28 protein-coding genes and 1 pseudogene are annotated in these 20,543 nt (G+C 68.7%); 12 read left to right on the top strand and 17 right to left on the bottom strand.

Annotated elements, in window-relative coordinates:
- The first annotated feature begins 109 nt into the window (after nt 1–109).
- The 3 genes from rlmB (at nt 110) to DKT77_RS16115 (ending at nt 1,916) form a co-directional block, all read left to right on the top strand.
- Nucleotides 110–895: a 23S rRNA (guanosine(2251)-2'-O)-methyltransferase RlmB gene (gene rlmB / locus DKT77_RS16125; RefSeq protein WP_109812693.1), complete on the top strand. Its 786-nt coding sequence runs from the start codon at nt 110–112 to the stop codon at nt 893–895.
- Nucleotides 895–1,179, top strand: coding sequence for a hypothetical protein (locus DKT77_RS16120; protein WP_109812692.1), 285 nt, complete (start codon nt 895–897; stop codon nt 1,177–1,179). Before rlmB ends, DKT77_RS16120 begins: the two co-directional genes overlap by 1 nt.
- A 266-nt stretch (nt 1,180–1,445) precedes the next feature.
- Complete coding sequence (locus DKT77_RS16115; RefSeq protein ID WP_109812691.1) at nt 1,446–1,916, top strand: CoA-binding protein; 471 nt, start codon at nt 1,446–1,448, stop codon at nt 1,914–1,916.
- Nucleotides 1,917–1,926: 10 nt separating this feature from the next.
- Here the strand turns inward: DKT77_RS16115 and DKT77_RS21125 are convergent, their stop codons facing one another.
- The 5 genes and pseudogenes from DKT77_RS21125 to DKT77_RS16095 form a co-directional block, all read right to left on the bottom strand.
- Nucleotides 1,927–2,325, bottom strand: a complete 399-nt coding sequence (locus DKT77_RS21125) for a GNAT family N-acetyltransferase (RefSeq protein ID WP_274520099.1) — start codon at nt 2,323–2,325, stop codon at nt 1,927–1,929.
- Between the two features lie 132 nt (nt 2,326–2,457).
- Nucleotides 2,458–2,763 (bottom strand): annotated as a pseudogene (locus tag DKT77_RS21120) (phosphoribosyl-ATP diphosphatase); the annotation flags it as partial.
- Nucleotides 2,760–3,521, bottom strand: coding sequence for an imidazole glycerol phosphate synthase subunit HisF (gene hisF / locus DKT77_RS16105; RefSeq protein WP_109812690.1), 762 nt, complete (start codon nt 3,519–3,521; stop codon nt 2,760–2,762). The gene hisF and the pseudogene DKT77_RS21120, both read right to left, overlap by 4 nt.
- Before the next feature lie 112 nt (nt 3,522–3,633).
- On the bottom strand, nt 3,634–3,921 hold the full coding sequence (locus DKT77_RS16100) for a DUF6455 family protein (protein WP_238547951.1): 288 nt from the start codon (nt 3,919–3,921) through the stop codon (nt 3,634–3,636).
- Between the two features lie 64 nt (nt 3,922–3,985).
- Entirely contained in the window at nt 3,986–4,702 is a 717-nt protein-coding gene (locus DKT77_RS16095) for a M48 family metallopeptidase (RefSeq protein WP_109812688.1), read from the bottom strand.
- A 52-nt stretch (nt 4,703–4,754) separates the two neighbouring features.
- Between DKT77_RS16095 and DKT77_RS16090 the strand changes: the two genes are divergently transcribed.
- On the top strand, nt 4,755–5,141 hold the full coding sequence (locus DKT77_RS16090; protein WP_109812687.1) for a thiol-disulfide oxidoreductase DCC family protein: 387 nt from the start codon (nt 4,755–4,757) through the stop codon (nt 5,139–5,141).
- Between the two features lie 57 nt (nt 5,142–5,198).
- Entirely contained in the window at nt 5,199–5,450 is a 252-nt protein-coding gene (locus DKT77_RS16085; RefSeq protein WP_109812686.1) for a hypothetical protein, read from the top strand.
- 73 nt (nt 5,451–5,523) lie between these two features.
- Here DKT77_RS16085 and DKT77_RS16080 read toward each other — a convergent pair whose 3' ends face one another.
- Nucleotides 5,524–5,772, bottom strand: a complete 249-nt coding sequence (locus DKT77_RS16080; RefSeq protein WP_109812811.1) for a DUF167 domain-containing protein — start codon at nt 5,770–5,772, stop codon at nt 5,524–5,526.
- Nucleotides 5,773–5,874: 102 nt separating this feature from the next.
- Here DKT77_RS16080 and DKT77_RS16075 point away from each other — a divergent pair, with 102 nt between their 5' ends.
- From DKT77_RS16075 to DKT77_RS16065, 3 genes are all read left to right on the top strand, one after another.
- Nucleotides 5,875–6,453, top strand: a complete 579-nt coding sequence (locus tag DKT77_RS16075) for a nitroreductase family protein (RefSeq protein WP_109812685.1) — start codon at nt 5,875–5,877, stop codon at nt 6,451–6,453.
- A complete protein-coding gene (locus DKT77_RS16070; RefSeq protein ID WP_109812684.1) occupies nt 6,450–7,145 on the top strand; it encodes an EI24 domain-containing protein in 696 nt (231 codons plus the stop codon). The genes DKT77_RS16075 and DKT77_RS16070 overlap by 4 nt, the downstream gene beginning before the upstream one ends.
- Before the next feature lie 134 nt (nt 7,146–7,279).
- Complete coding sequence (locus DKT77_RS16065; protein ID WP_146205024.1) at nt 7,280–7,813, top strand: chlorhexidine efflux transporter; 534 nt, start codon at nt 7,280–7,282, stop codon at nt 7,811–7,813.
- Here DKT77_RS16065 and DKT77_RS16060 read toward each other — a convergent pair.
- The 6 genes from DKT77_RS16060 to DKT77_RS16035 all read right to left on the bottom strand — a co-directional run bounded on the left by DKT77_RS16060 (nt 7,776) and on the right by DKT77_RS16035 (nt 13,041).
- Nucleotides 7,776–8,063: a DUF1467 family protein gene (locus tag DKT77_RS16060; protein ID WP_109812682.1), complete on the bottom strand. Its 288-nt coding sequence runs from the start codon at nt 8,061–8,063 to the stop codon at nt 7,776–7,778. The genes DKT77_RS16065 and DKT77_RS16060 overlap by 38 nt on opposite strands.
- Nucleotides 8,064–8,091: 28 nt before the next feature.
- Nucleotides 8,092–8,496, bottom strand: coding sequence for a methylmalonyl-CoA epimerase (mce, locus tag DKT77_RS16055; protein WP_109812681.1), 405 nt, complete (start codon nt 8,494–8,496; stop codon nt 8,092–8,094).
- Between the two features lie 113 nt (nt 8,497–8,609).
- Nucleotides 8,610–10,136, bottom strand: coding sequence for an amidophosphoribosyltransferase (purF, locus tag DKT77_RS16050; protein WP_109812680.1), 1,527 nt, complete (start codon nt 10,134–10,136; stop codon nt 8,610–8,612).
- Between the two features lie 132 nt (nt 10,137–10,268).
- Entirely contained in the window at nt 10,269–10,829 is a 561-nt protein-coding gene (locus tag DKT77_RS16045; protein WP_109812679.1) for a CvpA family protein, read from the bottom strand.
- A 21-nt stretch (nt 10,830–10,850) separates the two neighbouring features.
- Nucleotides 10,851–12,212, bottom strand: a complete 1,362-nt coding sequence (gene radA, locus DKT77_RS16040; RefSeq protein WP_109812810.1) for a DNA repair protein RadA — start codon at nt 12,210–12,212, stop codon at nt 10,851–10,853.
- Between the two features lie 256 nt (nt 12,213–12,468).
- The gene (locus tag DKT77_RS16035) at nt 12,469–13,041 is read right to left on the bottom strand and encodes a biotin transporter BioY (protein ID WP_238547950.1); all 573 of its coding nucleotides are present in this window, start codon (nt 13,039–13,041) and stop codon (nt 12,469–12,471) included.
- A gap of 105 nt (nt 13,042–13,146) precedes the next feature.
- Between DKT77_RS16035 and DKT77_RS16030 the strand changes: the two genes are divergently transcribed.
- The 4 genes from DKT77_RS16030 (at nt 13,147) to DKT77_RS16015 (ending at nt 16,715) form a co-directional block, all read left to right on the top strand.
- Complete coding sequence (locus tag DKT77_RS16030; protein WP_109812678.1) at nt 13,147–13,821, top strand: SDR family NAD(P)-dependent oxidoreductase; 675 nt, start codon at nt 13,147–13,149, stop codon at nt 13,819–13,821.
- Between the two features lie 176 nt (nt 13,822–13,997).
- Nucleotides 13,998–14,783: a 5'/3'-nucleotidase SurE gene (gene surE, locus DKT77_RS16025; RefSeq protein WP_109812677.1), complete on the top strand. Its 786-nt coding sequence runs from the start codon at nt 13,998–14,000 to the stop codon at nt 14,781–14,783.
- Entirely contained in the window at nt 14,780–15,421 is a 642-nt protein-coding gene (locus DKT77_RS16020; protein WP_109812676.1) for a protein-L-isoaspartate(D-aspartate) O-methyltransferase, read from the top strand. The genes surE and DKT77_RS16020 overlap by 4 nt, the downstream gene beginning before the upstream one ends.
- 43 nt (nt 15,422–15,464) lie before the next feature.
- Entirely contained in the window at nt 15,465–16,715 is a 1,251-nt protein-coding gene (locus tag DKT77_RS16015; protein WP_109812675.1) for a peptidoglycan DD-metalloendopeptidase family protein, read from the top strand.
- A gap of 39 nt (nt 16,716–16,754) precedes the next feature.
- Here DKT77_RS16015 and DKT77_RS16010 read toward each other — a convergent pair whose 3' ends face one another.
- From DKT77_RS16010 to DKT77_RS15990, 5 genes are all read right to left on the bottom strand, one after another.
- Nucleotides 16,755–17,600: an ATP-binding protein gene (locus tag DKT77_RS16010; RefSeq protein ID WP_109812674.1), complete on the bottom strand. Its 846-nt coding sequence runs from the start codon at nt 17,598–17,600 to the stop codon at nt 16,755–16,757.
- Nucleotides 17,597–18,508, bottom strand: a complete 912-nt coding sequence (gene tatC / locus DKT77_RS16005) for a twin-arginine translocase subunit TatC (RefSeq protein WP_109812673.1) — start codon at nt 18,506–18,508, stop codon at nt 17,597–17,599. Before tatC ends, DKT77_RS16010 begins: the two co-directional genes overlap by 4 nt.
- Entirely contained in the window at nt 18,505–18,948 is a 444-nt protein-coding gene (gene tatB / locus DKT77_RS16000) for a Sec-independent protein translocase protein TatB (protein WP_109812672.1), read from the bottom strand. Before tatB ends, tatC begins: the two co-directional genes overlap by 4 nt.
- 32 nt (nt 18,949–18,980) lie before the next feature.
- Nucleotides 18,981–19,196, bottom strand: coding sequence for a twin-arginine translocase TatA/TatE family subunit (locus tag DKT77_RS15995; protein ID WP_109812671.1), 216 nt, complete (start codon nt 19,194–19,196; stop codon nt 18,981–18,983).
- A gap of 112 nt (nt 19,197–19,308) precedes the next feature.
- A complete protein-coding gene (locus DKT77_RS15990) occupies nt 19,309–20,409 on the bottom strand; it encodes an ABC transporter ATP-binding protein (RefSeq protein ID WP_109812670.1) in 1,101 nt (366 codons plus the stop codon).
- Between the last annotated feature and the right edge of the window lie 134 nt (nt 20,410–20,543).

The following is a 20,543-nucleotide window of genomic DNA, read 5'->3' as shown; positions in this document are numbered from 1 at the left end:
CGTCAAGGCGAAAATCCGGCCCGGCGCCGGGCCAGCGCCGCCGCCGGGGGCTTGCCTGCGCGCGCCGCCTGACGCATTGTCCGGGCCTTGCCGCGCAGGGGAGCAGGCCGTGAAGAAACCGAAATGGGTGATCGAGAAGGAACAGGCGCGTCGCGCCTCGGCGGCCGAAACCGTCTGGCTTTTCGGCCACCACGCCGTACGTGACGCTCTGATGAACCCTGCCCGCGATCGGCTCCGGCTGGTGGTCACGCGCAACGCCGCCGACAAGCTGCAGGATGCGATCGTCGAAGGCGGGCTCACGCCCGAAATCGCCGACCCCCGCCGCTTCCCGGTGCCGCTCGATCCCGGCTCGGTGCACCAGGGCGCCGCGCTCGAGGTGCGCCCGCTCGACTGGGGCAGCGTGGCCGAGCGCTGCATGGCGGGGCCCAGCGGACGCGCCGTGGTAGTTGCGCTCGACCGGGTGACCGACCCACACAATGTCGGCGCGATCCTTCGCTCGGCCGAGGTGTTCGGTGCGCGCGCAGTCATCGCGCCCGCCCGCCACTCCGCGCCCGAAACCGGCGCACTTGCCAAGACCGCCTCGGGCGCGCTGGAACGCCAGCCCTACCTGCGGGTGCGCAACCTTGCGGCCACGCTGGAACAGCTGCGCGAGATGGGTTACGTGCTGCTCGGCCTTGCGGGCGAAGCGGAGACCGACCTCGCGGCGGGGCTGGCCGCCCATCCGGGTCGCCCGGTCGCGCTTGTGCTGGGCGCCGAGGGGCCGGGCCTGCGTGAGAAGACCCGCGAGACCTGCGACGCGCTGGTCCGCGTGCCCGCCGCGGGCGCCTTCGGGTCGCTCAACGTGTCGAATGCGGCGGCGGTGTCGCTTTATGCATCGCGCATGGCGGAAGGCTGATGCCGACCGCGACGAAGATCGCCACCTGCTGCTATTGCGGCACCCGCGCGGCGCTGGTGCTGCGCGGCGAAACGCGGCACGAGCTGTCCTGCGCCAGTTGCGGCGCGCCGCTGCACGAGATGAAGCTGCTCAAGGGTGCGGCGCGCCCGGTCCACGCGCCGGACCGCGCGCCGCACCCGCAGCGCCACCCTGGCCCCAAACGCCCGAAGAAAAGGAAGCGCAAGTCGCTTTCGCGCAAACTGTTGTCCGAAGCCTTCGACCTGATCGAGGACATTTTCGACTGACCGCGCGGGGACCGCCCGCGCGACGGCAGCCTGATCACCGATATGTCATCGCCGCCCCGCGCCCCTTTCCGACGGTGCCCGCGCGCCTATGTATCAACCAGATGCAATTGCTGGAACCATTGCATCTTGAAACTGTCCCTCGTTCCACGACTGCGCCCGGCTCATTCCGGGCGCTTTTTTTGCGCCCATCCGCCGCACCTGTCGCCCGGCCCTCGTACAGCTGATTTCTGTGGCACCCTACCCCGCGCCCGTGGCAATGTCGCGCCATGATGACCGATGCAGAGCTGACCCGCCTTCTGAAATCCACCCGCGTGATTGCATGCGTGGGCGTGTCGCCCAACCCGGTGCGGCCCAGTCACTACGTAGCGCGCTACCTTACGCTCAAGGGTTTCCGGGTGATTCCGGTCAATCCCGGCCACGCCGGCACGCGGCTGTTCGGGGAAACCGTGGTCGCCGGGCTTGCCGACATTCCCGCCGAGGCGAAGGTGGACATGGTGGACATCTTCCGCCGGTCGGAACACGTCCCCCCCGTCGTGGAAGAGGCACTGGAACACCTGCCCCACCTGCGCACGGTCTGGATGCAGATCGGCGTGCAGAACGAAGACGCCGCCGAAGCGGCGCGCGCGCGCGGGATGACCGTGGTGCAGGACCGCTGCCCCAAGATCGAATACCAGCGCCTGTTCGGCGAGTTGCGCATGGGCGGCTTCGCCACCGGCGTGATCTCGTCCCGGCTGTGACCGCGACCGCTCAGGGTTGCCACAGAACGGCGCGGCGCCACGGTGCGGGCACCGCCAGCGCGCCCTCGGGCGGCGGCGCGGCGGGATCGAGCGTGCGGACCTGCCAGGCGTCCGCCAAGTCCCCGGGCAGCGCGTAGGGTGGGGCCACGGCCGTCGCGGGAGCGAAGCCAAGGCGTCCGTAGTAGGCCGGATCGCCCAGCACCAGCAGATGCGCGACACCCGCCCGGCCCAGCCGTTCCAGCCCCGCCTGCACAAGCGCGCGGCCGATCCCGGCGCGCTGGCGGTCCGGCGTGACGGCCAGCGGGCCCAGCAGGGCCGCCGTCGCGCCGCGCGTGCCCAGCCCGCACAGCGTGAAGCCACAGTGCCCCGCCACGCGCCCTGCCGTGTCGCGCGCGACCAGTTCGAGCACACCGCCGCTGCCGAAGCCGTGCAGATCCTCCAGCAGCGCGCCAAGGTCCTCGTCCGGCAGCGCCTCTGCGTAAAGCGCGGCAATCCCGTCCCGGTCGTCCGGCGCGGCCGGGCCAATGGGAGGGACCGCGGCGCGCGCAGCCTTTTCGTCCAGCCCCGACCTGCCGCTGCGCCGGTCCAGTTCTGCTACAACGTCGCCAAGGGCAACGTCGCGCGCGGCCAGCATGACCAGCAGGTGATAGATCACGTCTGCGGCTTCCGAGGTCAGCTTCGCCCGATCGCCCTTCACCGCCTCGATGATCGCTTCGACCGCCTCCTCGCCGAACTTCTCAGCGCATTTTTCGGGGCCCTTGGCAAACAGCCGCGCCGTCCAGGAACTTTCCGGATCGGCCCCGCGACGCGCGGCGATGGTGGCGAAAAGCGCGTCCAGTCCGCTCATGACAGCCGAACCGGAATCCCGGCCGCGGCCATGTGGGCCTTCGCCTCGCCGATCGTATGTTCGCCGAAATGGAAGATCGACGCGGCCAGCACCGCGCTGGCGTGGCCTTCGCTGACGCCCTCGACGAGGTGATCGAGCGTGCCGACCCCACCACTCGCGATGACCGGCACGCGCACCGCGTCGGCGATGGCACGGGTAAGCGGCAGGTTGAAACCGGCGCGCGTGCCGTCCCGGTCCATGGAAGTCAGAAGGATCTCGCCTGCGCCCTTCGCGGTCACGGTGCGCGCGAATTCAACCGCGTCGATGCCGGTGGGGCGTCGGCCGCCATGGGTGAAGATCTCCCAGCGGCCGGGCTCCACGGTCTTGGCGTCGATGGCGACGACGATGCACTGGCTGCCGAATCGGTCCGCCGCCTCGGCGACCACGTCGGGATTGGCGACCGCGGCGGAATTGAACGAAACCTTGTCCGCCCCCGCCAGAAGCAGTTTGCGCACGTCCTCGGCACTGCGCACGCCGCCGCCGATCGTCAGCGGCATGAAGCAATGCTCCGCCGTGCGGGTGGCAAGGTCGTACATGGTTCCGCGGTTCTCGTGGGTGGCGTTGATATCGAGGAAGCACAGCTCGTCGGCGCCTGCCGCGTCATAGGCCTGCGCCGCCGCGACCGGGTCGCCGGCATCGATCAGGTCCACAAAATTGACGCCCTTCACGACGCGGCCGTCCTTGACGTCGAGACAGGGGATGATGCGTGTCTTCAGCATGTGGGCTCCGCAACTGCTGCGGCCGTGATACGCAGCGCGGGGCCGAATGGAAAGGCCCCGGACACTGCGCGCGGCAGGCAGGTCGGCTGCGGCTTGCAGGTGGCGGGGCGATCTAGTCCGCAGGCAGGCGGAACGCGGCGAAGCTGGCCTCGTTCGCACAACGGGCGGGCACCTCCACCGGCGCCTCGAACGTCTGCAACTCCATCCACCGGCTGCAACCGCCGTCGCGCTCCCAGGCGCAGCCGCGGCACGTCTGGACCATCTCGGCCCATTCGCGGGTGGTCAGACGGCCCTCGCGGACCTCCTCGACCAGGTCGACCCCGGCGGCGCGGGCCATGTCCTGGACCAGCCAGAAATGGGTGTTCACATCGCCGAGCGGCTTGGGGGGCTGGCAGGTCATCCGCGTCTCCATGCTTGTACCTGTCCAGCAGACCGGAAACCGTTGCCCGCCGCCTTGACCCAGATCAAGACCCGGGAAGCTGCGCCGCGACTTCGCGCACCACCCGCTGGCGGTCGGCATTGGGCGGGTGCGTGCCAAGGAACACGTCGCCGGGGTCGGGGATGCGGGCGAAGAAATCCGCCCCGCGCACCGGATCGAAGCCTGACCGCGCGGCGATCACCGTGCCCAACGCGTCCGCCTCCAGTTCGAAATCCTTGGAAAACACCCGCGATCCGGCCTGCGCGCCCAGCCGCTGCGCCGCCTCCACCGATCCGGCGTCGCCGCCCGAGGCCGCAACCACCGACCCGATCAGCACCGCACCCCAGACGGCGCTGGCCTGCTGCCGGTCGAGATGCCCCTCGATGTGATGTGCCGCCTCGTGGCCAAGCACAAAGGCCAACTCGTGCGCATTTTCCGTCTCGCGCAGCAGCGGGCCAGTGACGATCAGCAGCGGCCGACCGCTCGCGTCCCGCGTCTGATAGGCATTGGCGGCCACCCCGGGCCGGTCATCGTAGATGATCTTGAAGTCGCAGTTGCGCACCGTACCCCGACTTCGGCAGAGCGCCTCTGCCACCGGCTCAACCCGCGAGACGACCTGCCCGAAAGGAAGCACGGCGCCAGCCGGAACACGCGCGGCGGACACGGTCGGAGCACGGGCTTCGGGGGGTCGCGGCGGCGCCGCGGCACAGCCGGCAACCGCCAGCAGAACCGCTCCCAAACCTGCCATCCGCCCTGCACGCATGCCTGCACTCCTGTCTTCTTTGCCTTGTGCCACAGCGTCCTATGTAAGGTCCATGACCCAACACACCACCGTGATCTACAACGCGAACTGCCCGATCTGTTCCCGCGAGATCGACAGCTACCGGCGCTATTGCGAGGCCCGCACCCTGCCCGTGCGCTTCGTCGATCTCGACCGCGCGGCGCTGTCGCGCTGGGGTCTGACCCCCGAAGACGCGGCCCGCCGCCTGCACGTTGTTCAGGGCGACCGGCTGCTGGCCGGAACCCCGGCCTTCCTCGCGCTGTGGTCGGCGATGCCGCGCTTCCGTCCGCTCGCGCGGATCGTGGCGCTGCCCGGCCTGCGCCAGATTGCAAACGCGGTCTACGAAGGCGTGCTGGCGCCAGCGCTCTATGCGCTGCACCGGCGCCGGGTGCGGCGCGCGCAGGCGAATGGGCCCCTTTAAGCCCGCGCGCGCATGGCCTAGCCTTCGGAAAGACTCCCAAGCACAAGGCCAGTGCCCATGTTTTCCATCGAACACGACTTCGACGCCACCGTCATCACCCTCGTGGATGACCGCGCGGCCCCCCTGTCCGAAGACATCACCGTTCAGGCCTTCGAGGATTGCATCACCGTCGAACAGTACGACCCGCGCCGCGACGATGTGATCCGCATCACCTTCACGCCGGGACAGATCCGCGACCTCGCCGCAGCGCTGAACCTGCCCGAAGGCGTCTACCGGCTGGGCGGGCGGGGCAAAGCCGACAAGGCCTGACCGCGCCCTCCGGTCCCGTCGGCAAGGCCCCCTCGGCCAGCCCGCCCGCAGCGCCGCGTTGCCCGCGCGCGGATCAATCCAGCCGGAACAGCTTGTCGCGCCCCTTCGCACCGCGCAGCAGCGTCAGGCGCGAGGGCGCAACACCCAGATGCGCCGCCAGCAGCTTGCGCACCGCCGCGTTGGCCTTGCCACCCTCGGGCGGGACGGTGACATGCACGCGCAGCGGATCGCCCTCCGCCGCGCCAGGCTCCACCCGCGCGCGGGCGGCGCGCGGAGTGACCCGCACCGCGATGCCGCATTCCGCACCGTCCTGTCCCTCCATGATCGCCACACCCCCTGCCGCCTTGATCCCCGGCGCCAAATGGCACAAGTCAGCATCAGGACCAAGCCCCGGCCGCCCCCGGCCCCCCGCGCGGAGACGCCCATGCCCGACCCGAACCCCGCCGCTCTCGATTTTCTGCTGACCCGGCGCTCGCGCCCGGCCAAGACGCTGGCCGCACCCTGGCCCGCGCGCGACGCGCTGCTGCCGCTGCTGACTGCCGCAGCGCGCACGCCGGACCACGGGAAGCTGGAACCGTGGCGCTTCATCGTGCTGTCCGGCGCGGCGCCCATGCGCCTTGCCGCGCTCGCAAAGCGGATCGGCACCGCGCAGGGCCGCGAGGCCGAACAAGTGGCGAAGATGGCCGACCAGTTCACCCGCTCGGGCTTGTGCGTCGCGGTTATCAGCGCGCCGAAACCATCGCCGAAGATCCCGCAAATCGAACAGGTCCATTCCGCGGGCGCTGTCTGCCTCGCGCTTCTGAACGCGGCGCTGGCGGCGGGCTGGGGCGCGAACTGGCTGACGGGCTGGGGCGCGCATGACCGCGACTTCTGCACCGAAGGGCTGGGCCTCGCTCCCCATGAAACCGTGGCCGGCTTCATCCATATCGGGACGGAAACCAGCGCGCCGCCGGACCGGCCGCGCCCGGACCTTGGCGCGATCACCGACTGGGTTCAGGCATGATCCTGACCGACATCACCCGCGCGCTCGGCCAGATGGGCGATCCGGCCTTCCGGCGCGTCCTGCTGCTGGGTCTCGGGCTGACGCTGGCACTGCTGCTCGGGGCGGCGGCGGGCACCGGCTGGCTGGTGGCGACGCTGGTGCCCGACACGGTGACCCTGCCGCTGGTGGGCGAGATCGGCTTCCTGAACGACATCGCCTCGGGGGTGTCGGTGCTGGGCGTGCTGGGGCTGTCAGTGGTTCTGATGGTGCCGGTTGCCTCGGCCTTCACGGGCCTTTTCCTCGATGACGTCGCAGATGCGGTCGAGGCGCGCCACTACCCCGATGCAGGACCGGCGCGGCGCCAGCCCTTCCTGTCGGCGCTGGCTGACACGCTGCGCTTCCTCGGGGTGATGCTGGTCGCGAACCTTTGCGCGCTGGTGCTTTACCTTGTGTTCGTGCCACTCGCGCCGCTGATCTTCTGGGGGCTCAACGGGTTCCTGCTGGGGCGAGAATATTTCCAGATGGCCGCGATCCGCCGGATGGACGAGGCCAGCGCGCGCCGCCTTCGCCGCCGCCATGCCGGGCAGGTCTGGCTGGCAGGCGCGCTGATGGCAATACCGCTCACGGTGCCGCTGCTGAACCTCGTGGTCCCGATCATGGGCGCGGCCGCCTTCACGCATCTTGTGCACCGGCTGGACCGGCAGGACCGCTAGTCCCGCCCGCCCGGCCCAGCGCGACTTGGGGTTGCTCGGGCATTCCCGGGTTGGGCAGTCCGGTATTCCAGACCCGCGTGCAGGGTGTGTCCGATCACACGGAAGACCGGCGCAAGACCGCGCAGAAAAGGGGCATGACATGGACAACGCCCCCTTCCGCCGGCCCCCGCCTGCGCACCCTGCGCGAACGCGTGCTGCAAGCCATCGTGTTCGAACTGACGGGCATCGCGCTCTTCGCACCGGTCTATGCCGTGGTGACCGGTCGTGGCACGGCCGAGGGCGCGTGGCTTCTGGCGGCGCTCACACTGGTCTGCCTCGCGGCGACACCGCTGCACAACGCGGTTTATGACCGGATCGCGCTTGCCCGCACCGGGCGCACCGCCTGCCAGCGTGGGCCCCGCGCCCGTGTTTGCCATGCGATCAGCCTTGAAGTCACGCTGGCAGTGGTGGAACTGCCGGTGATGATGGGCCTAGGCGGGCACACGCTCGCTGAAACGCTGATGCTGAATGTCGGGCTGACAGTGCTGTTTGTCGGCTGGACCGCGCTGTTCTACTTCGTCTGGGACAAGCTCCGACCGGTCGGCGCCCCGCCGCGCACCCGGCAGCGACGGGCCACGCAGGCCCGCAAGCTCACTCCGCCTCAGCGGATGGTGGTCCCATCCGGTTGAGCACATCGATATCCCGCACCGTGATCGCGCCCGACAGGATGGTGCCGCCGATCAAGATCCAAAGGCCCACGGCCCAGATCGTGGTGATCCGGGCGCGGCGCCACATCTGCGGGTCCGCAGGAGCAGAGGCATGAGTGCCCGGCACGATGTTACCGTCCTCGCCCTGCGTCTTCAGGCGCAGCGGCAGGACCACGAAGAACACCATGAACCAGATCACGGCGAACAGCACGAAAGCCGAGGTGATGCTCATGACCTGACGCCTCCCGCCCGCGCGCCGCTCACACCTGCTCCAGTTCCACGAGGCACCCGTTGAAATCCTTGGGATGCAGGAACAGGACCGGTTTGCCATGCGCGCCGATCTTCGGCTCGCCACTGCCCAGCACCCGCGCGCCGGTGGCGGCCAGCTTGTCACGCGCGGCTAGGATGTCGTCCACCTCATAGCAGACATGGTGGATGCCGCCCGAAGGGTTCTTTTCCAGGAAGCCCGTGATCGGGCTGTTCTCGCCCAGCGGATAGAGAAGCTCGATCTTGGTGTTGGGCAATTCGATGAAGACCACCGTGACGCCATGGTCCGGTTCGTCCTGCGGCGCGCCGACATGGGCGCCCAGCGCATCGCGATACTGCGCCGAAGCGGCCTCCAGGTCGGGCACGGCAATGGCGACATGGTTCAGACGACCGATCATGACTTTCTCCTGCGTTGCGGCTCGCGCGACTTATCTCCCGCCGCACCCGCGCCGACAAGGCGCGGCACCCGGCCCAAAGGTCGCACGCGGCCGCCCAAACCTTCGCAAGGCGCCTATTCGGCGGCCTTGAGTTCGAATCCGCGCGCCAGCATGTCCGACGGGCGCACCGGATAGTCGCCAGAGAAGCAAGCGTCGCAATACTGCGGATGCGCCGCGTCGCGCCCCCCGGCCTCGCCCACGGCGCGATAAAGCCCGTTGAGCGAAATGAAGCGCAGGCTGTCCACCCCAAGATACCCGCGCATCTCGTCCTCGGTCATGGTGGCGGCCAGCAGCTTGTCGCGCTCGGGCGTGTCCACGCCGTAGAAGCACGGCCACGAGGTCGGCGGCGAGGCAATGCGGAAATGCACCTCGGCCGCGCCGGCATCCAGAACCATCTCCTTGATCTTGCGGCTGGTGGTGCCGCGCACCACGCTGTCATCCACAAGGATCACCCGCTTGCCCTGCACCAGCGCCCGGTTCACGTTGAGCTTCAGCCGCACACCCATGTTGCGGATCTGCTCGGTCGGCTCGATGAAGGTCCGGCCCATGTACTGGTTGCGTGTGATGCCCAGCGCGAAGGGCAGCCCGCTTTCGGCGGCATATCCCACCGCTGCCGGCGTGCCGCTGTCAGGGATCGGCACCACGATGTCCGCCTCCACCGGCGCCTCCCGGGCCAGTTCCACCCCGATCTGGCGCCGCGTCTCATAGACCGACCTTCCGCCGATGATCGAATCGGGCCGTGAGAAATAGACATGCTCGAAGATGCAGAACCGGCCCGCCACGCGCTCGAACGGGAAATGGCTGCTCACCCCCTCGGGCGTGATCACCACCATCTCGCCCGGCTCGATCTCGCGGATCAACTCCGCGCCGATGATGTCCAGCGCGCACGTCTCGGAGGACAGCGCATACCCGTCGCCGACCCGACCCAGCACCAGCGGCCGCACACCCAGCGGATCACGCACGCCGATCAGCTTTGTGCGCGTCATCGCCACCACGGAAAACGCCCCCTCGACCCGGCGCAAAGCGTCCTTCATCCGCTCGGGGATGTCACGCTGCAGCGACCGGGCCATCAGGTGGATGATGCACTCGCTGTCGGAACTGCTCTGGAAGATCGATCCGCGCTCGACCAGCTCGCGGCGCAGCGCGTCGGCATTGGTGATGTTGCCGTTATGGGCGATCGCCGCCCCGCCCATGGAAAACTCGCCGAAGAACGGCTGCACGTCGCGGATCTGCGTGTTGCCCTTCGACCCGGAGGTCGAATAGCGCACATGCCCGATGGCAAGATCGCCGGGCAGTTTGTCCATCACCGACTGCTTGGTGAAACTGTCACGGATATAGCCGAAGCGCCGGATCGAATTGAACCCCTGCTCGGCGTGGTGGGTGACGATGCCGCCCGCCTCCTGGCCACGATGCTGAAGCGCGTGCAGGCCCAGCGCGACGAAATTCGCCGCCTCCGAAGTGCCGATAACTCCGAACACGCCGCACTCCTCGCGCAACTTGTCGTCGCCCACCGGCTCGAACGGGTGGCGTGGAAGATCCGACAGGCTGGCGGCGCTGGATCGGCGCGAGGGGCATGTCCGGGAGGGCGGGCCTTCAGGCATAAGGCGTCCGGTGCGGGGGTCTTGCGTCACAGGCGCAGGCTCCGATTCCGTTGCGGTCGGGGCGACACATAGACCCAAAGAAGGACAGTGTCACGAAACGATCACACGGACATCGCGACGCGCCCCCGTCGCTCAGGCATCCGCCCCGCAACTGCCCACGAGTTCCTCGTAACGCAGCAGGATCCAGCCTGGCGCGTCTTCCGGAACCCAGGCGTTCAGGTCCTCCTCGATGCCGGAAAACACCTGCGCGGTCCGGCTTGCCTCGATCATCGGGACCGGGTCGCCCGCAACCACGCGATCGTAGACGATCAGCGCCACGGCCACCAACAGGATGCCCCGAAGCGCACCGAACACGAAACCCGCGCCCTGGTCCAGCCCGCCAAGGGCCGACCGCTGCACCACTGTCGAAAACAGCGGCGTGAACAGCGACACGACGACCAGCGCCAGCGCGAACACGACCGAAAAGGCGGCGATGATCGACAACTCGCACGATCCGCGCAGGAAATCGCCCACGTACGGGATTTCCTTGACCAGCGGCTCTGCCTGCGCGGCGAACAGGAAGGCCAGGATCGCGGCGGCGATCCATCCGGCGATCGCCATCGCCTCGCGCACGAAGCCGCGCGAGTAGGCCAGAAGCGCCGAAACCACGATGACGGCCGCGACCACCCCATCGACAATGGTGAACCCGTCCATGCGTGTCACTCCCCTAAGCCGCTATCCGGCACCGAAAATATCGCCGACAAAGCCGGTCAGGTCGGCCTGCGGGGACAAGGTCATGCCCGAATGCGACACCGCCTTGCCGCCCTTCGGCACGATCGCCTTGGAAAAACCAAGTTTCTCCGCCTCTTTCAACCTGTTTTCCGCCTGCGCGACGGGGCGCACCGCGCCGGACAGGCTGATTTCGCCGAAAACCACGGTTTCGGCGGGCAGCGCCACGTCCTCGCGCGCCGACAGCAGCGCCGCCGCCACGGCAAGGTCTGCCGCCGGTTCGGTCACACGAAGCCCGCCCGCGACGTTCAGATAAACGTCGAGCCCGGCGAACGGGATGCCCGCGCGGCTTTCCAGCACCGCGAGGATCATGGCAAGGCGACTGCCGTCCCAGCCCACGACCGACCGGCGCGGCGTGCCGTGCGGCGCGGGCGCGATCAGCGCCTGGAATTCGCACAAAAGCGGGCGCGTGCCCTCGATCCCGGCAAAGACGGCCGATCCCGCCGCGGGCTCCCCCCGATCTGCCAGGAACAGCGCGGACGGGTTTGCGACCTGCGCAAGCCCGTTCCCGGTCATCTCGAAGACGCCGATCTCGTCGGCGGGGCCGAAGCGGTTCTTCACCGCCCGCAAGATGCGGAATGGATGCCCACGCTCGCCCTCGAAGTAAAGCACCGTGTCCACCATGTGCTCCACCACCCGCGGGCCGGCGATCTGGCCTTCCTTGGTCACGTGGCCGACAAGGATCACCGCGATCCCGCGCCGCTTGGCGAAAGTCGTCAGTTCATGTGCCGTGGCGCGCACCTGGCTGACCGATCCCGGCGCGCTGTCCACCGTATCGAGCCACATGGTCTGAATGGAATCGACCACCACGAGGTCGGGCGCGTCGGCCTCCAGCGTGGTCAGGATATCGCGCAGGTTGGTTTCGGCGGCGAGGCTGACATTGGCATCGGCCAGCCCCAGCCGCTGCGCACGCATCCGCACCTGCGCGCTCGCCTCCTCGCCCGAGACGTAGACCGCGCGCAGGCCCCGGCGGCTGAACGCGGCGGCGGCCTGCAGAAGCAGCGTGGACTTTCCGATGCCAGGATCGCCGCCCACCAGCGTCGCCGAGGCAGGCACCAGCCCGCCGCCGAGCACGCGGTCCAGTTCCGCCACACGGCTTTCGGTGCGCGCGGGCGGCGCCTCTGTCGCGGCAAGGGAAACCAGCGGCACGGTCCGGCCCTTCACCAATCCCGCGCCGCGGCCCGGCCCGGTGGTCAGCGGCTGTTCCTCGATCACGGTGTTCCACGCGCTGCAGGCGTCGCAGCGACCGGACCACTTGGTGTGGGCGGCGCCGCAGGCGGTGCAGGTGAAGGCGGCTTGCTTGGCCATGTGCGCCAGATGCCCGAAGCACGGGGCAGTGACAAGCCGCGCCGCGCCGGCGAGTCCGGAATTTGCCGCGACGCGCGCCCGGCGGTGGCAGCGCGCCCCGTGTCTCGGCATCTCCGCGGCCGGGTGTGGGGGTGCGGGGCCGCCCCGGGACCCGTGTTCGGGTCGCGTCGGCCTCCTGCAGAAGTCCTACAACTGTCCTGCACGAAAAAACCGCCCCTCGGGGCGGTTCCTTTCGTTCGGCTTCTGGGCGGCGCGCTTATTTCTGGCCGCGCAACGCCTGCCAGCCGCCCGCCGCGATCAGGGCCGCGACGCCCGACTTGACCAGCCCGCCCACGACGAAGGGCAGCATGCCCGCGGCGATGGCGCCGGGCAGGTCCAGCGGGGTGATCGCCCACAGCCATGCGACACCCGGCACGAACAGCAGCGTCGCCGGCACCAGCGCCGCAAGGAACAGACGGGGCAAGCCGCGCCCGAAACCGCGTTCCACCATCAGACCGGTGAGCCACGCCATGGCCACGAAACCCAGCAGGTAGCCGCCGGTCGGCCCCATCATGTAGGCGACGCCCGCGCCGCCACCCGCGAAGACCGGCAGGCCAGCCGCGCCCTGCGCGAGGTAGGTCAGCAGTGTCGCGCCCGCCAGCCGCGCGCCATAGGTCAGACCAATCAGCGAGATGGCGAGCGTCTGCAGCGACATCGGGACCGGATACATCGGCACCTCGACGCGCGCGCTCGCGGCGACCAGAAGCGTGCCCGCCAGCACGAGGCCCAGCTTGGCAAGCCAGCTTTCGGTCGGCAGAACGGCTTGGGTCAGGGTCATCTGGCGTGTCATGGGCGCATCCTCTGGGTCACTGGTTTGTGACGTTTTTCGCGGAACCCCGCCCAAAGTCAAGCATCGCCACTTGCACAGGCCGACATGCCGCGCCTAAACGGGCGCATGACCGATACCACCGCTACGTCCCGTCCCGTCCTCGTCACCGGCGCCTCGCGCGGGCTTGGTGCCGCCATGGCGCTGGAACTGGCCCGCCGCGGGCTGCACGTGATGGCGGTGGCGCGCACCACGGGCGGGCTGGAAGACCTTGACGACCGGATACAGCAGGCGGGTGGCAGTGCCACGCTGGCACCTCTCGACATCACCGATGATGGCGCGATGCAGCACATGTGCCGGTCGATCCACGACCGCTGGGGCGGGCTTTCGGGCTGGGTGCATACGGCGATCCACGCCGCGCCGCTTACGCCCGCGCAGTTCATCGACGCCAAGGACTGGACGAAAAGCATCGAAACGAACGTGAACGCGACGCGGCGGCTGATCGCCTATGTCAGCCCGCTACTGGGCGCGGGGCCCGGCCCGCTGGCGGTGTTCTTCGACGACCCGCAGGCGGGCGGCAAGTTCTTCGGCGCCTACGGCGCGACCAAGACGGCACAGATGGCGCTTGCGCGCAGCTGGCAGGCCGAAACCGAAAGAACCGGCCCACGCGTCGTGATCCAGACCCCGGCCCCGATGGCCACGGCGACCCGCGCACGGTTCTATCCCGGCGAGGATCGCGCACCTCTTGCCGCCCCGGCGGACGAGGCCGGGCGCCTGTGCGCCGCGCTGTTTCCGGCCGCCTGACACGGGCCAGCGCCACCGCCCGGCAGACAAGCCCCGCCATCGGTGTCGGCACGCGGCATCCTTGCCACGCCCGCACTTCCGCCGCGCCGTCCCGTCCGGGTCCGCTTTACCGCGGCGGAGCAACGCACTAAGGACGGGGCGACATCCACGCCCCGAACGACCTGCGGAGAGACGCCATGCGAATTCTCGTGACCAATGACGACGGTATCAACGCGCCCGGCCTCAAGGTGCTTGAGGCGATCGCCGCCGCCGTCGCGGGCCCATCGGGCGAGGTCTGGACCGTCGCGCCCGCATTCGAACAATCCGGCGTGGGCCACGCGATCACCTACACCCACCCCACCATGATCGCCGAGCTTGGGCCGCGCCGGTTCGCCGCCGAAGGATCGCCCGCCGATTGCGTACTGGCAGGCGTACATGACGTGCTCAAGGGGCAGCGACCCGATCTCGTGCTGTCCGGGGTCAACCGCGGCAACAATTCGGGCGAAAACGTCGTCTACTCGGGCACCGTCGGAGGCGCGATGGAAGGCGCCCTGCAGGGACTTCCCAGCATCGCGCTTTCGCAGTTCATGGGCCCCGCAACGCAGACGCTGGACGACCCGTTCGAAGCCGCGGCACGGCACGGCGCCGCCACAGTGCGCGCGCTGCTCGACAAGGCGATCTGGGACGACAGCGACTACCGGCTGTTCTACAACGTCAACTTCCCGCCGGTCGCGGGCGACGATGTGGCCGGACTGCGGGTCACACGGCAAGGGTACCGGCCGAACACCTATTTCACGGTGGAGCCGCACCTCGCCCCGTCGGGCCGCCGCTTCCTGTGGGTGCGCGGCGCGGCGCAGTCGGTGGACACCGAACCGGGCACCGACGTGGCCGAGAACATGGCTGGCTATATCACCGTGACGCCCCTGCGCGCCGACCTGACCGCCCACGAAACGCTGGCGGAGCTGAAGGACCGGCTGGAATGACCGGCCCGGACGAACGCCTGGCGCAGTTCGTCTTCACGCTGCGCAGCAAGGGCATCACCGACGAAAGGGTGCTGACCGCGCTGGAAAAGACAGACCGCGCAGCCTTCATCCGAGGCACCTTCGCGGGCCGGTCCTATGACGACATGCCGCTGCCCATCGAATGCGGGCAGACGATCAGCCAGCCCTCGGTCGTGGGTCTGATGAGCCAAGCCCTGCGCGTCGGCCCGCGCGACACCGTGCTCGAGATCGGGACCGGGTCGGGCTACCAGGCTGCCGTGCTGGGGCGCCTTGCGCGCCGGGTCTATACGATCGAACGGTTCCGCCGCCTGACCGAGGCAGCACAGGCCCGGTTCCGCGCGCTGGACATCCACAACGTGACGGTGTTCACCGGTGACGGATCGCACGGCCTGCCCGCGCAGGCGCCGTTCGACCGCATTCTCGTGACCGCGGCGGCGGAAGACCCGCCAGGCCCGCTCTTGGCGCAATTGCGCGAGGGCGGTATCATGGTGGTGCCCGTGGGGCAGTCCGACACCGTGCAGACCCTGATAAAGGTCACGCGGACCGCTCAGGGGCTGGAATACGACGAGCTTGGGCCGGTGCGCTTCGTACCGCTGGTCGAAGGGCTTGGCGATGACTGAAACCCGACCCCGGCGCAGAACGGGGCTGACCGAGGCAAGAGCGATGACCAGGGCCCCTTCCCGCGACCGATCCGGCCGACCCGATGCCGTCCTTCCCCGCGCCGTGGCGCCGCCCGCCACGCGCCGCGTCTCTCGGCTGGCGCTGCTGGCGGTGATCGGCACGCTTGCGGGGTGCAGCAGCATATCGCTGCCCGGCGGGTTCGACCTGATCAACGGCGAGCCGGTGACCGACAGCGCCCGGCAGCCAACGGCCCCGCGCCCCGAACCCGACGCGCGCGGCGTGATTTCCTACCCGACCTACCAAGTCGCGGTCGCGCGGGAGGACGACACAGTGGCGGCGATGGCCGGACGGCTGGGGCTTGGCGCTGGTGCGCTGGCCGAAGCCAACGGCCTGCCCGAAACCGCAAGCCTGCGCGAGGGCGAGTTGCTGCTGCTGCCCAGCCGGGTCGCCGACGCGGGCAGCCCCGGCGGGCTTGCATCGGGCGGCGAAGTGGATGTGGCGACGCTGGCAGGATCGGCGCTGGATCGGGCCGAAGGGCGCGCACCTGCCGCCGCCCCAGGCACCGCGTCGTCGCAATCAAGCACGCCGACCGGGGCAGAGCCGCGCCGCCACACCGTGCAACGCGGCGAGACGGCTTATTCCATCGCCCGCCGCTACGATGTTTCGGCCCGCGCCATCGGTGACTGGAACGGTCTGAATTCCACGCTGGACGTGCGCGAGGGGCAGGTGCTGCTGATCCCCGTCGCCACCGGCCCGGCCCCGGACGTCGCCGCGGTGACGCCGCCAGGGAGCGGAAGCCCCACGCCCGAGCCGCCCAGTGCCGCAGCGCCGCAACCCTCAGAGAACCTTCCATCGGTCGCAGGCGCCGCCGCGGCGTCGGGGACCGCTGCCGCAACGGCTACGCCGCCAGTCACCGCCCCGCAGACGGGCGCATCAGACACCGCGCGCCTTGCCCAGCCGGTCAGCGGCCGCATCATCCGCGGCTACAGCCCTGGCCGCAACGAGGGCGTGGATTTCGGGGCCGAGGCCGGCGCGCCGGTGCGCGCCGCCGAAGCGGGAACCGTGGCCGCAATCACACGCGACACAGACCAGATCCAGATCATCGTACTGAGCCACGCGGGCGGGTTGCTTACGGTCTATGCGAATGTCGGCGACATCATCGTCGAGAAGGGCACCAGCGTGTCGCGCGGCCAGCGCATCGCGTCGGTCGGCGCAGCGGAAGAACCGTTTCTGCATTTCGAGGTGCTTCAGGGTGCAAAGCGGGTGGACCCGGTGCCGTATCTGAGCCGCTAGCAAGACCGCCGCGACCAGGACGCGGCGGCCTGCGGGGCGTCACGTCAGCCGCATTCCCTTGCGGCCCGCAAGGTCCGTCACGTATTGCCACGCCACCCGCCCGGATCGCGCGCCACGCGTCGCCTGCCACTCGATCGCCTCGGCGCGCAGCGTGTCGTCGTCAATCGGCAGGCCGAATGCATCGCAATAGCCGCGGATCATGGCGAGGTATTCATCCTGGCTGCAGGGGTGGAACCCCAGCCACAAGCCGAAGCGGTCCGACAGCGACACCTTTTCCTCGGTCGCCTCGGACGGGCTGATCGCACTGGCACGCTCGTTCTCGATCATGTCGCGGGGCATCAGATGGCGCCGGTTGGAGGTGGCGTAGAACACCACGTTGTCCGGCCGCCCCTCGATCCCGCCATCCAGAACCGCTTTCAGGCTCTTGTAATGCTGGTCGTCATGGCTGAACGACAGGTCGTCGCAGAACAGGACGAACCGCTCTTTCGCGGCACGCAGGATGCTCAGCAGGCGCCCGATGCTGGGCAGGTCCTCGCGCTGGACTTCGACGATCTTCAGATCGAAGCCGCGCTTGCACACCTCGGCATGGACAGCCTTCACAAGAGACGACTTTCCCATTCCGCGCGCGCCCCACAGCAGCGCGTTGTTGGCCGGAAGGCCTTGCGCGAAACTGAGCGTGTTCTCCAGCAGCGTGTCGCGCGACCGGTTGACGCCGATCAGCAGCGACAGGTCCACGCGCGACACCTTGGGCACCGGCATCAGGTGGTCGGGCGAGACATGCCATACGAAAGCATGCGCCCCCGAGAAGTCGGGCGTGCGGGCCGGCGGCGGACTGATCCGGTCAAGCGCGTCCGCGATCCGTTCCAGCGATACTTTCGACTTCACGACCCGGCCCCCTTCCCGGCGGCCTCAGCGTCGTCAGGGGTGTCGGTCGCGTCGTCTTCGTCCTCCATCCAGAGGCCCTGCGCGCGCAGTTCGGCCTCGCGGCGTCGCTCCACCCGCTTAACGAGTTGAATGGAAATCTCGTACAGGCCGTAGACCACGACGAACAGGATCACCTGCGTGATGACGTCAGGCGGGGTCACCAGAGCGGCCAGAACAAGAATGCCCACAACGGCGTATTTGCGCACATCGATCAGCCCTCGCGCCGACACCAGTCCGGCCTTGCCCATCAGCGTAAGCAGGACCGGCAACTGGAAGCACAGCCCGAAAGCGAAGATGAACTTCAGCGACAGATCGAGGCTTTCGCGCACCGACCCAAGAAACACCGTGGTCATTTCCTGGCTTGCGGGCCCGGGTTCGAATTCTCCCTGCCCGGCGACAAGACTGGCCAGCGCCGGGATCGCGTCGGAAAAGCCGATGAAGAAATTCATCGCCAGTGGCGTGACCACGAAATGCGCGAAGGCCGCGCCCAACAGGAACAGCGCGGGCGAAGAGATCACGAAGGGCAGGAAGGCGTTTTTCTCGCTGCGATACAGGCCCGGCGCGATGAACCGCCAAAGCTGGTGCGCGATCACCGGGAAAGCCAGCGCGAAGCCGCCGATCATCGAAATGCGGATCAACACGAAGAACTTTTCCTGCGGCGCCGTGAAGATCAGGCGCGGGTCCTCACCGCGGGCGCGCAGAACGTCGGCGATCGGTTGGGACAGGAAGTTCAGGATCGGTTCTGCCACCGTGAAACAGATCACCATACCGCCGAGAAAGGCCACGACGGACCAGATCAGGCGCGTGCGCAATTCGGCCAGATGCTCGATCAGCGGGGCCGAGCTGTCGTCGATGTCGTCGTCGTTCATGTGGCTTTGTCATCCGTTGCGGCCTGTGCCGCGGCCTGCTCCGCCGCCTCTCGGGCCTGCCGTTCGGTTGCCTTGCGGGCCGCCGCGTCGCGGATCTTTTCCGCCGCCTCGGCCCGTTCGGGGCTGAGCGGCGGCGGCGATGCGGGCTTGGTCGCCGGGGCATCGTCATCCATGTCTTCCAGATCGCGGGCCGCGCGGTTGATCGCGTCCAGCCCGGTCTGCTTGGGGTTGGCCATCGCGCGCAGGTCGCGCTGCATGTCCTTGACCCCGGCCTCGTCTGCGGCCTTGTCCATGGCGGACGAAAACTCCCGCGCCATGGCGCGGGCCTTGCCGGTGAATTCACCCATCCGGCGGAACATGATCGGCAGGTCCTTCGGGCCCACGACGATCAGCGCCACGATGCCGATGACCAGCAATTCGGACCAGCCGATGTCAATCATGTCCTAACCGCCTGTCCGCGCGCCGCCAAGGCTCAGACCTTGTCCTTTTCCGCTTCCGGCGTGACATCGCGGGCGGCCGTGTCGTCCTTTTTCTCGATTTCGGCCGCGCCATCCTTGACGCCGCGCTTGAAGGCCGTGATGCCCTTGCCCACCTCGCCCATCAGCGACGAGATCTTGCCGCGTCCGAACAGGACCAGCACGACAACGGCGATCAGCAGAAGACCCGGCAAACCGATATTGTTCAGCATTTTGCAACTCCCTCGGGCGGCACAACCCGCGCCCAACCCATTTTGATGTGACGTCTGTAAAGAACATAGGGCGCGAGGCAAAGCCCCAAAACCCCGGCCGTGCCGAATCCGCTCACTGCGCGGCGGGCCGGACACCGGCGGGAAAGACATGGCAGCGGTCGCGGCGCATCATCAGCCAGAACGGGGTGCCCGGTTTGGGCAGAAAGACCGACGGAACCACTGCCTGAAGCCGGGTGCCGTCGAACGCCATTTCAAGCTCCACCAGGCTTTCGCGGCCGAGATAGCGCGCCCGGGTCACACGGCCGAGCGCGGGCACCCCTTCGCGGGCCGTCGGCAGCGGGCCGCTGCCCTGCCGGTCGAAATCGAGCTTGAGGTGCTGTGGGCGGATCACGATGTCCACCTGCGCGCCGTCAGCATGGCCCGGCGCAAGGAATTCGCCAAACGCCGTGCGCGTCAACCCGCCCTGGACCGTTCCGCGTATCACGTTGATATCCGAAAAGAATGCCGCCGCAGCCTTGTCCACGGGACTGTTGTAGAGGTTGTACGGCGCGCCCTGCTGCACGATCCGCCCGTCGCGCATCAGCGCGATCCGGTCGGCCATGCGCATCGCTTCTTCGGGTTCGTGGGTGACCATCATCACCGCCGTGCCCTCGTCCTTCAGCAGGCCCAGCGTCTCGTCGCGGATGCCGTCGCGCAGGCGGTTGTCGAGGCCCGAGAACGGTTCGTCCATGAGCATGACGCGTGGGCGGGGGGCGAGCGCGCGGGCCAGCGCGACACGCTGCTGCTCGCCGCCCGACAGCTCGTGAGGGTAGCCGTCGATATGCCGGGCGAGGTCCACGCGGTCCAGCAACTCCTTGACGCGGCTTCGCTTTTCGGCGCGGCTGCCGGTCAGTCCAAAAGCGACGTTGTCGGCAACGGAAAGATGCGGGAAAAGCGCGAAATCCTGGAACATCAGCCCGATGGACCGCCGTTCAGGCGGCAGAAAAACCCTTTGATCGCAGACCGTTGCGCCATCGAGAGCAATGCTGCCGGCCTCGGGACGCTCCACCCCGGCGATCAGGCGCAGCGTGGTGGACTTGCCGCAGCCGGACGGACCGAGAAGGCAGAGGATCTCGCCCGCGCCGATGCTGAGAGACACGTCGTCCACAACGGCACGACCGCCGAAGGATCGTTTCAAACCAATGGCTTCTAGCCGCGGTGCGGGTGTGGTCATGGGCGTGTGAATATCCGATGGAAACACTCGGGCCGGGTTCGGCTACCACCCGGACGCGCCGGACGCAAGGCGCCGCGCGGGGCCGGACCGGCCCATGTCAACACGGAAACCTGTTAGGAGCCGTGCTGGAACCC

The sequence above is a fragment of the Meridianimarinicoccus roseus genome, from assembly GCF_003172915.1.
Lineage (GTDB): Bacteria > Pseudomonadota > Alphaproteobacteria > Rhodobacterales > Rhodobacteraceae > Meridianimarinicoccus > Meridianimarinicoccus roseus.
This window is presented reverse-complemented; position numbering and strand designations above follow the sequence as displayed.